This is a genomic window from Streptomyces niveiscabiei, assembly GCF_033794345.1.
GTDB lineage: Bacteria > Actinomycetota > Actinomycetes > Streptomycetales > Streptomycetaceae > Streptomyces > Streptomyces niveiscabiei.
Genome location: NZ_JARAYJ010000081.1, coordinates 1 through 9,220 on the forward strand (window position 1 = coordinate 1; position 9,220 = coordinate 9,220).

Genomic DNA, 9,220 nt, shown 5'->3' on the forward strand with positions numbered 1-9,220 from the left:
ACCGAAGGCCGGGGACGGGGTATCAACTAATCTGGCGTTGATTTTTGGCACGCTGTTGAGTTCTCAAGGAACGGACGCTTCCTTTGTACTCACCCGAGACACTCTCTCAGGCTTTCCTCCGGGCTTTTCCCTTCGGTCTTGCGTCTCCGACTCTATCAGATCTTTTTCCGATCCGATTTCCTCGGTGCTTTCCGGTTCTCGCTCTCCGCTTTCGCTTCGGGCGTTTCCCTTTCGGCGTTTCCGACTTTATCAGAAGTTCCGGGCCGGTCTGACCGGCCGTTCTTTTCCGAATTCATCGGGGAGTGCCTCTGGTTGGAATCGAAGTTCCGGGAGGCGTTGTAGATACTAACTCACTGCCAACCGTATCAGATCCAGTTCTAGGCAACTGTTCGAATCTACCGCCCTGTAGGACCCGTGTCAACGGTTCCTGTGGGGCGAAGAGGAGACTAACAGCTCGGCAAGCCTGTTTGCACATCAGGCGGCCATAGGGACACGGGCGCTGCGCTCGGCGGCCTCCACGTCCCCCGTCTCCCCGGCTCGGACAGCACGTCCGCCGAGGACCCAGACGTACACGAGGAAGGCCGTCTCGGCGGCGATGCCGATGGTGATGCGGGCCCACGTGGGCAGGCCGGACGGGGTCACGAAGCCCTCGATGGCGCCGGAGACAAAGAGCACCAGGGCCAGGCCGATGGCCATGCCGACGGCGGCGCGGCCTTCTTCCGCGAGGGCTGTGCGGCGGGTGCGTGGGCCGGGGTCGATGACGGTCCAGCCGAGGCGCAGGCCGGTGCCCGCGGCGACGAAGACGGCGGTCAGTTCGAGGAGGCCGTGCGGGAGGACGAGGCCGAGGAAGGTGTCGAGGCGGCCGGCGGAGGACATGAGGCCGAAGCCGACGCCCAGGTTGAGCATGTTCTGGAAGAGGATCCAGAGGACCGGCAGGCCCAGGAAGATACCCAGGACCAGGCACAACGCGGCGGCCTGGGCGTTGTTCGTCCACACCTGGGCGGCGAAGGAGGCCGCCGGGTGGCTGGAGTAGTAGGTCTCGTACTCGCCGCCGGGGCGGGTGAGTTCGCGCAGCTGGCTGGGGGCGGCGATGCTCGACCGCACCTCCGGGTGGGTGCCGATCCACCAGCCGAGGAGGGCTCCCACGGCCGTCGACAGGAGTGCCGTCGGGACCCACCAGTGGCGCGCGCGGTAGACGGCCGCCGGGAACCCCTGGGTGAGGAAGCGGGTGACGTCTCTCCAGGAGGCGCGGCGGGTTCCTGTCACGGCACTGCGCGCGCGGGCGACGAGTTGGCTGAGCCGTCCGGTGAGCTGCGGGTCGGGGGCGCTGGACTGGATCAGGGAGAGGTGGGTGGCCGTGCGCTGGTAGAGGGCGACGAGTTCGTCGGCCTCCGCCCCGGTGAGGCGGCTGCGGCGGCTGAGGAGGGCGTCGAGGCGGTCCCACTCCGCGCGGTGGGCGGAGACGAAGACGTCGAGGTCCATCGGTGTGCGTGCTCCTCGGCTGTTCGTCGGCTACCGGTCGGTGAAGTCAGCTTGTCGCACTGGGGCGCGAAGTACCTTCAGCTTGGCAGACTTGCTGTTCACCGGGCAGACCAGGGAAGGGGCGCGAGCGTGAGCGAGCTGGTGACGGGCGAGGCCGTGGCGTTGGAGCTACGGCCCGCGAGGCTGCCCAGCAGGGCGCTGGCCGTCCTCCTGGACCTCGTCGTGGCCGTTGTGCTCTACATCGTCGTGTCCGTCGTCCTGATCGCGACCACGGCCTCCCTGGACGAGGCCGCGCAGACCGCGCTGTCGATCGCGTCGTTCCTGCTGGTGCTGGTGGGGGTGCCGATCGCGGTCGAGACGCTGAGCCATGGGCGGTCGCTGGGGAAGCTGGCGTTCGGACTGCGGGTGGTGCGGGACGACGGAGGGCCGATCCGGTTCCGGCACGCGCTCGTGCGCGGGGCGATCGGGGTGGTCGAGATCCTGGCGACGGGTGGGACCGTGGCCGTCATCGCCTCGCTGGTGTCCGCGCGCGGGAGGCGGCTCGGGGACGTGTTCGCGGGGACCCTGGTGGTGCGGGAGCGGATACCCGTCGCGCGGGGCGGCTTCCTCGCGCCTCCCCCGCCCGCGCTGGCGGGCCGTTTCGCCGAGCTGGACCTGTCCGCCGTACCCGACGCGCTGTGGCTGGCGATACGGCAGTACCTCGGGCGCGCGCACCAGTTGGATCCCCAGGTCGGCTGGAGGATGGCGGAGCGCCTCGCGAACGATCTGGTCGCGCGTACGGGCGCGCCCGTGCCGGAGGGGATGACGCCGGGGGCGTACCTCGCGGCGGTGGCACAGGAGCGTCAGGCGCGGGAGGCTCGCCGGGCGTTCCCGACGGGTACGACGGGTGCGGCGGGTTCGCCGTACGACGTGTACGGGGGCGCTGGAGGGGTTTCTTACGGGGCGCAGGCGCCTCGGGCGTACCAGGAGCCGCGACAGGCTCAGCCGGCCCCTCAGAAGCAGCCGGAGCAGCAGGTGCCCCAGCAGCCTCAGCAGCCGCCTGCCGAGCGGCCCTCGACCGGGTTCGTGCCGCCTGCCTGACGGTTCAGGTGAACGTCGACGGGGGTGAGGCGAGGTCCTCCAGTTCGATGCCGGGGGCCGCGAGGACGACGTCGCCGGCGATGTGGACGGTGTGGAGTTCGCCGGTGTCCAGGGCTGTGACCTGGTATTCGTCCACGGTCAGGGGGGCGTTGTCAGTGGCGTGTGCTTCGCTGTTCACCAAGGCCCAGGACTGGTCGGTCGTGCGGGGGGCGAGGACCGGGTCGGTGAAGGAGACGAGGCGGACGCGGGTCGCGGAAGGGGAGGGCGTGAGGCGCAGGAGGCGGGCGGTGGCGACGAGGAAGGCCGGGGAGGTGCCGGTGAAGGCGTGGGCGGGGGCGTTGCCCTCGGTGGCCTCGGCGCCGGTGGGGTCGGTGCGGACCCAGGTGACGCCGTCCAGGGCTGCGGCGCGGACCTGCCAGCCGGCCGCGTGGAGTTCGAGGCGGATGGGGCGGCCGAGGTCGTCGAGGGCGAGGTCGACGGAGCCGCTGTGGTCGCCGGCGGGGGTGGTCCGCTGGGCGACGTACCGCCAGCCGGAGGGGCCGGGGGCGCACTGGAAGTACTCCTCGCCGAGGGGGGTGTGGTCGTGCGGGTCGTGGAGCGAGTAGCGGCCGCGGGGCATGGGGGTCCTGGGTCGTGACAGAGCTGGTCGGGTCGTCGGGGGGCGGTCCCGGCCGGGCCGAAAGGGGCAGGCCCCCGGCACGGGGGTGCGGGGGCCTGCCTCTGGAGTACCGCCGGTTCGGCGCGGGTCGGGGACCCGGTGCCGCCGGGTCAGTAGCGGTAGTGGTCCGGCTTGTACGGGCCGTCGACCTCTACGCCGATGTACGAGGCCTGCTCGGGGCGCAGGGTCGTCAGCTTGACGCCGAGGGCGTCGAGGTGGAGGCGGGCGACCTTCTCGTCGAGGTGCTTGGGCAGCGTGTAGACGCCGACCGGGTACTCCTCCTGCTTGGCGAACAGCTCGATCTGGGCCAGGGTCTGGTCCGCGAAGGAGTTGGACATCACGAAGGACGGGTGGCCGGTCGCGTTGCCGAGGTTCAGCAGGCGGCCCTCGGACAGGACGATGAGGACCTTGCCGTCCTCGAAGGTCCAGGTGTGGACCTGGGGCTTGACCTCGTCCTTGACGATGCCGGGGATCTTCGCGAGGCCGGCCATGTCGATCTCGTTGTCGAAGTGGCCGATGTTCCCGACGATGGCCTGGTGCTTCATCTTGGCCATGTCGGAGGCCATGATGATGTCCTTGTTGCCGGTCGTGGTAATGAAGATGTCGGCCTTGTCGACGACCTCGTCGAGGGTCGTGACCTGGTAGCCGTCCATCGCGGCCTGGAGCGCGCAGATGGGGTCGATCTCGGTGACGATGACGCGGGCGCCCTGGCCGCGCAGGGACTCGGCGCAGCCCTTGCCGACGTCGCCGTAGCCGCAGACGACGGCGGTCTTGCCGCCGATGAGGACGTCGGTGGCGCGGTTGATGCCGTCGATCAGGGAGTGGCGGCAGCCGTACTTGTTGTCGAACTTCGACTTGGTGACGGCGTCGTTGACGTTGATCGCCGGGAAGAGGAGGACGCCGTCGCGCTGCATCTCGTACAGGCGGTGGACGCCGGTGGTGGTCTCCTCGGTGACGCCGCGGATCTCCGAGGCGAGCTGGGTCCACTTCTGGGAGCCCTCGGAGATCGTGCGGTGCAGGAGTTCGAGGATGACGCGGTGCTCGTCGGACTCGGCGGTGTCGACGGCAGGGACCTTGCCGTCCTTCTCGTACTCGACGCCCTTGTGGACGAGGAGGGTGGCGTCACCGCCGTCGTCGAGGATCATGTTCGGGCCGCCGGTGGGGCTGTCCGCCCAGGTCAGCGCCTGCTCGGTGCACCACCAGTACTCCTCCAGAGTCTCGCCCTTCCAAGCGAAGACCGGGACGCCCTGGGGGTTGTCGACCGTGCCGTTCGGGCCGACGGCGATGGCCGCGGCGGCGTGGTCCTGGGTGGAGAAGATGTTGCAGGAGGCCCAGCGGACGCGCGCGCCGAGGGCGACGAGCGTCTCGATCAGGACGGCGGTCTGCACGGTCATGTGCAGGGAGCCGGTGACGCGGGCGCCGGCGAGGGGCTGGGACTCGGCGTACTCCTTGCGGATCGCCATCAGGCCCGGCATCTCGTGCTCGGCGAGGGTGATCTCCTTGCGGCCGAAGTCGGCCAGGGAGAGGTCGGCGACCTTGAAGTCCTGGGTCATGGAACTGCTGCTCCTCGATGTCTGGGCGAGAGGTGGACACGGCTGGTCTGCGCGGCGGCGGACACAGGGGTGCGCCCGCGGGACGCGTGGTCCTGCGGGGGCACGGGCAGGCGAGCCCGCGTACGCGCAGCGCAGTCCGTCGGAGGCCCTCTCTCCCTCGGCCGGTCCGCTGGGGACCGCCCGACCGCCATCAGCAGCGACGTCTGACTCCGCCCCAAAGCTACACCGGCCACCCGGGACGGCCCAGCCCGCGTCCGACAGGTTCGAGCCGATCCCGAGGGGTGCACGGGGGTGGTGGTGGGGGCGGGTTCGCGGCTTCACCTGGGGTGTTGCGGGCGGGGGCGGGCCGTCGCGGTGTGCTGGAAAAGGCCGTCCCGGAGATCGGACCGGATGGCACCGCGCCGGGGTTGCGTCGTGAGTCGCCGTACGGGGTGCTGGGGGTGGGCCGGGGTGCGGGGTACCGCCCGTCGGGGCACCCCGCGGCGGAGGCGGGGCCGGGCGCCGACCCTCGGGGCACCGTACGGCGGATCTCCACGGCGGAGGCGGAGCCGGGCGCTGACCGGGCACAGGGCCACGCGCCGGGCCGAGCCGGGGACGGCGGGGCCGCGCGGGCTCACGGCTCACGGCTCACGGCTCACGGCTCACGGGATGCCTACCGGGCGTGAGCCGCGCTGCGCCCGTCGCAAGGCGGTAGCCGTACCGCGCCGTCGTGAGGCGGGAACCGCCCCGCACCCGTCGTAACGCCCCTGAGCCGGGCCCACCGCCCTGTCGGCCGCTGGTCCTGTCGGCCCCCGCCCTGGCGGAGCCCCCGGGTGTGAGCCCCGTCAGTGGTCCGTCGGTGTGAGCGTCGGGCCCCCCGGAGCCGCCTCCGGGTCCGGGCCCTTGGCGGCCTCCGTCTCGCTGTAGATGTCCGGTTCGAGGTAGATGACGCGGGCGATCGGCACGGCCTCGCGGATGCGGGACTCGGCGGCGTTGATGGCGGTGGCGACCTCGGTGGCGGTGTCGTCGTGCTGGACGGCGACCTTGGCGGCGACGAGGAGTTCCTCGGGGCCGAGGTGGAGGGTGCGCATGTGGATGACGCGGGTCACCGTGTCGCCGTCGACGATCGCGGCCTCGATCTTCTTGACCTCCTCCAGACCCGCGGACTCGCCGAGGAGCAGGGACTTCGTCTCGGCGGCGAGGACGAGGGCGATGAGGACGAGGAGGATGCCGATGCAGAGCGTGCCGATGCCGTCCCAGACGCCGTCGCCCGTGGCAAGCGCGAGGCCGACGCCGCAGAGGGCGAGGATCAGGCCGACGAGGGCGCCGAAGTCCTCCAGGAGGACGACGGGCAGCTCGGGCGCCTTGGCGCGGCGGACGAACTCCTTCCAGGAGAGCTTGCCGCGCAGTTCGTTGGACTCCTTGATGGCCGTCCGGAAGGAGAAGCCCTCGGCGATGATCGCGAAGACCAGGACGCCCACCGGCCAGTACCAGTGCTCCAGTTCGTGCGGGTGCCTGATCTTCTCGTAGCCCTCGTAGATCGCGAACATGCCGCCGATGGAGAAGAGCACGATGGAGACGAGGAAGGCGTAGATGTAGCGCTCGCGGCCGTACCCGAAGGGGTGCTGCGGGGTCGCCTCGCGCTGGGCCTTCTTGCCGCCGACGAGGAGCAGCGCCTGGTTGCCCGAGTCGGCGAGGGAGTGCACGCCTTCGGCGAGCATGGACGAGGAGCCGCTGAAGGCGAACGCCACGAACTTCGATACCGCGATCGCGAGGTTGGCGCCGAGTGCCGCCACGATCGCCTTGGTGCCGCCTGACGCGCTCATGTGCTCGCCCGATCCCTTCGTCTCCGTACAGCGCTTTGCCGGGCCTTTGCCGGTGGGCCATTGTTACAGCATCCCGGGGCCGTGGTGCGGGAGTTGTCCACAGCCCCGGTCCGATGATCGGATCAGACGACCACGGTGGCCCTGAACAGCGTGCCCGCACCGCTCACCTGGGCCTTCTCGCCGGCGGCGACGAACACGGACTGGCCCGGCGCGAGGTCGTGCTCCCCGGCGCGGACGCTTCCGGCCGTGCAGAGCAGGATCTGCGGGGCCTGGCGGGTGAGGTCGTGGACGGACGTGCCCTCGGGCAGGACGTACCGGGAGAGGCGGAACTCGTCGATCGGGGTGTCGTAGACCTCCTCGCCGTCCGGGGACGCCTCGGGGCGCAGGACGCCGGGGCCGGTCGCCTCGAAGCGGACGACGCGCAGGAGTTCGGGGACGTCGACGTGCTTGGGGGTCAGCCCGCAGCGCAGGACGTTGTCCGAGTTGGCCATGATCTCGACGCCCAGGCCGCTGAGGTACGCGTGCGGGATGCCCGCGCCGAGGAACAGGGCCTCGCCGGGCTGGAGCCGTACGTGGTTGAGGAGCATCGCGGCGATGACGCCGGGGTCGCCGGGGTAGTGGCGGGCGATCTCGGCGTACGGCGCGTAGGCGCCGCCGAGGCGTTCGCAGGCGGCGGTCGCCTCGGTGACCGTGCGGGTCATCTCCGCGCGGTCGGCGCTCAGGACGGCCGTGAGGACCTCGCGCAGGGCCGCGTCCTCGGGGTGCGCGCGCAGGAGGTCGGCGTACGGCTTGAGGGAGTCGACGCCGAGGCCCTCCAGGAGGGTGGCGGACTCCTCGGGGGCTCGGAAGCCGCACAGGCCGTCGAACTCGGTGAGCGCGCAGATGAGTTCGGGCTTGTGGTTGGCGTCCTTGTAGTTGCGGTGCGGGGCGTCGACGGGGACGCCGCGGGCCTCCTCGTCGCCGTAACCCTCCTTCGCCTGCTGGAGGTTCGGGTGCACCTGGAGGGAGAGGGGGGCGCCGGCCGCGAGGAGTTTGAGGAGGAACGGCAGGCGGGGGCCGAACTTGGTGACGGCCGCCTCACCGAGTTCCTCGCGCGGGTGCGCGTCGATGACCTCGACGAGGGTCCCGCGCGCGGTGCGCGAGGGGGCGCCGGGGTGGGCGCCCATCCACATCTCCGCCTGGGGTTCGCCGGTCGGCTCCACGCCGAGGAGGTGCGGGATCGCGGTGGTGGAACCCCAGGCGTAGGGGCGGACGGTGTTGTCGAGGCGGTCCATACGGTTCTCTCTTGCGTGAAGGTGCGGGCCGGGAACAGGATCAGGCCCCGGCGGCCAGCGCGAGGTAAACGGCGGCGAAATCCGTGATGGCGATCAGTTCGGCCAGGGTCTCCAGTTCGGTGCCCTCTTCGGGGTCGAGTTCGCTGATCGGCGTGTCGTGGCCGAGGGCCAGGTCACGGGCTGCGGGGGCGGCGCTGAGGCCGCCGCTGGGGCGGTCCCGGAGGAGCACCACGCGCGCGTGCAGCGCGGGCGGGTCGTCGACGCGGTCGCGGAAGAAGTCGTCCGGGTCGGCGCCGGCCGCCAGTGGGCCCGCGAGGAGGGCGCTGTGCGCGGCGAGGGCCTCCGGGAGTTCCGCGACCAGGGCGGGGCGGCCGGCGAGTTCGGCCAGGGCGGCGGCGAAGCGGCGGCCCGCCGGGCCCGCGGAGACGCCCTCCGTCCAGATCACCGGGAGCGCGTCCGCGAGTTCGCCCGCGAGGGTCTTCGCCGGGTTGCTGTACGTCGCGACCGCCGGGCCGCAGCGTTCCGCGACGTGGTCGAGGCGGTCGGCGATCTGCTCCAGGGTCTCCGGCGGGGCCGTGGTCAGGCCGATGCGGTCCAGGAGGGCCAGGAGGGGGGTCAGGAGCGCCCACAGGACGCCGGGGGCCGACGCCGTGAGCGGTTGCGCCTCCGCGTCGTACGGGGCCGTCGCCAGGGGCAGGAACAGGCTGTGCGAGGCGCCTGTCGCCTCCGCGAGGGGGGTGCGGGCGGGGGCGACCGATACGACCGTGCAGCCGCGCCGGTACGCCTGTTCCGCGAGGAGCACCAGGCCCGGTTCCGTGCCGTCCGGGGTGGCGATCAGGAGGAGGTCCACCGAGCCCGCCCAGCCCGGGAGGTCCCAGCGGAGGGCTCCGGCGGCGGGGGCCACGCCGGTGGGGGCGAGGCGGGTGACCGGGCAGGACGCGCCCGCGAGGGTGGCGAGGAGGTCGGCCACGCAGGTCGCTGCCGCGCCGGGGCCGGCGATCAGGATGCCTCGGGGGCGGCCGTCCGGTTTCAGGTCCCGTACGCCGGCTTCTGCCGTGAGCCTCGTTGCCGTGCGGACTCGTGCGCCTGCCTCTGCCGCGCCGCGCAGGAGGGCTCGGCGGTCGGCCTCGGCGAGGGCCTCCGGCGTGTCGAGGAGTGATTCGTCGAGCATGGCGGGTCTCCGATCGCCGGGGGGTGTCCGCGCGTGCGGGTGGATTCGGGCCGGGGGTTCGGGTGCGGGTCGGTGGGTGGCTGGGGTGGGGGCGTTGGCGCTTGCCCGCGCTTGCGGGGTGCCGCTGCGCCCACCCGTGCCGCCCCTAGCGGCACGACTGCCCGCAGCTACGGCAGGGGGGTGGAGTGGGTGCGGGG

At 71.9% G+C, this 9,220-nt stretch carries 7 protein-coding genes; 1 reads left to right on the plus strand and 6 read right to left on the minus strand.

What is annotated here, in order from left to right; genetic code table 11:
- Positions 1–474: 474 nt before the first annotated feature.
- The gene (locus tag PV682_RS43610; protein WP_319738444.1) at positions 475–1,482 is read right to left on the minus strand and encodes a stage II sporulation protein M; all 1,008 of its coding nucleotides are present in this window, start codon (positions 1,480–1,482) and stop codon (positions 475–477) included.
- Positions 1,483–1,611: 129 nt separating this feature from the next.
- Here PV682_RS43610 and PV682_RS43615 point away from each other — a divergent pair, with 129 nt between their 5' ends.
- Positions 1,612–2,562, plus strand: a complete 951-nt coding sequence (locus PV682_RS43615) for an RDD family protein (protein ID WP_319738446.1) — start codon at positions 1,612–1,614, stop codon at positions 2,560–2,562.
- A gap of 4 nt (positions 2,563–2,566) precedes the next feature.
- Here the strand turns inward: PV682_RS43615 and PV682_RS43620 are convergent, their stop codons facing one another.
- The 5 genes from PV682_RS43620 to PV682_RS43640 all read right to left on the minus strand — a co-directional run bounded on the left by PV682_RS43620 (position 2,567) and on the right by PV682_RS43640 (position 9,023).
- Positions 2,567–3,181 carry a hypothetical protein gene (locus PV682_RS43620; protein ID WP_319738448.1) on the minus strand — a complete coding sequence of 205 codons (615 nt, stop codon included), beginning with the start codon at positions 3,179–3,181 and terminating at the stop codon, positions 2,567–2,569.
- A gap of 149 nt (positions 3,182–3,330) precedes the next feature.
- The gene (ahcY, locus tag PV682_RS43625) at positions 3,331–4,773 is read right to left on the minus strand and encodes an adenosylhomocysteinase (RefSeq protein ID WP_055719497.1); all 1,443 of its coding nucleotides are present in this window, start codon (positions 4,771–4,773) and stop codon (positions 3,331–3,333) included.
- Positions 4,774–5,597: 824 nt separating this feature from the next.
- On the minus strand, positions 5,598–6,578 hold the full coding sequence (locus tag PV682_RS43630; RefSeq protein WP_319738451.1) for a cation diffusion facilitator family transporter: 981 nt from the start codon (positions 6,576–6,578) through the stop codon (positions 5,598–5,600).
- Between the two features lie 122 nt (positions 6,579–6,700).
- Complete coding sequence (manA, locus tag PV682_RS43635; RefSeq protein ID WP_319738453.1) at positions 6,701–7,852, minus strand: mannose-6-phosphate isomerase, class I; 1,152 nt, start codon at positions 7,850–7,852, stop codon at positions 6,701–6,703.
- A 40-nt stretch (positions 7,853–7,892) separates the two neighbouring features.
- On the minus strand, positions 7,893–9,023 hold the full coding sequence (locus tag PV682_RS43640; protein WP_319738455.1) for an SIS domain-containing protein: 1,131 nt from the start codon (positions 9,021–9,023) through the stop codon (positions 7,893–7,895).
- Positions 9,024–9,220: the final 197 nt, after the last annotated feature.

Bases quoted from the DNA above. Each gene is read 5' to 3' on its own strand.
- PV682_RS43630 (WP_319738451.1), bottom strand. From the start codon at position 6,578: ATGAGCGCGTCAGGCGGCACCAAGGCGATCGTGGCGGCACTCGGCGCC.
- ahcY (WP_055719497.1), bottom strand. From the start codon at position 4,773: ATGACCCAGGACTTCAAGGTCGCCGACCTCTCCCTGGCCGACTTCGGC.
- PV682_RS43620 (WP_319738448.1), bottom strand. From the start codon at position 3,181: ATGCCCCGCGGCCGCTACTCGCTCCACGACCCGCACGACCACACCCCC.
- PV682_RS43640 (WP_319738455.1), bottom strand. From the start codon at position 9,023: ATGCTCGACGAATCACTCCTCGACACGCCGGAGGCCCTCGCCGAGGCC.
- manA (WP_319738453.1), bottom strand. From the start codon at position 7,852: ATGGACCGCCTCGACAACACCGTCCGCCCCTACGCCTGGGGTTCCACC.
- PV682_RS43610 (WP_319738444.1), bottom strand. From the start codon at position 1,482: ATGGACCTCGACGTCTTCGTCTCCGCCCACCGCGCGGAGTGGGACCGC.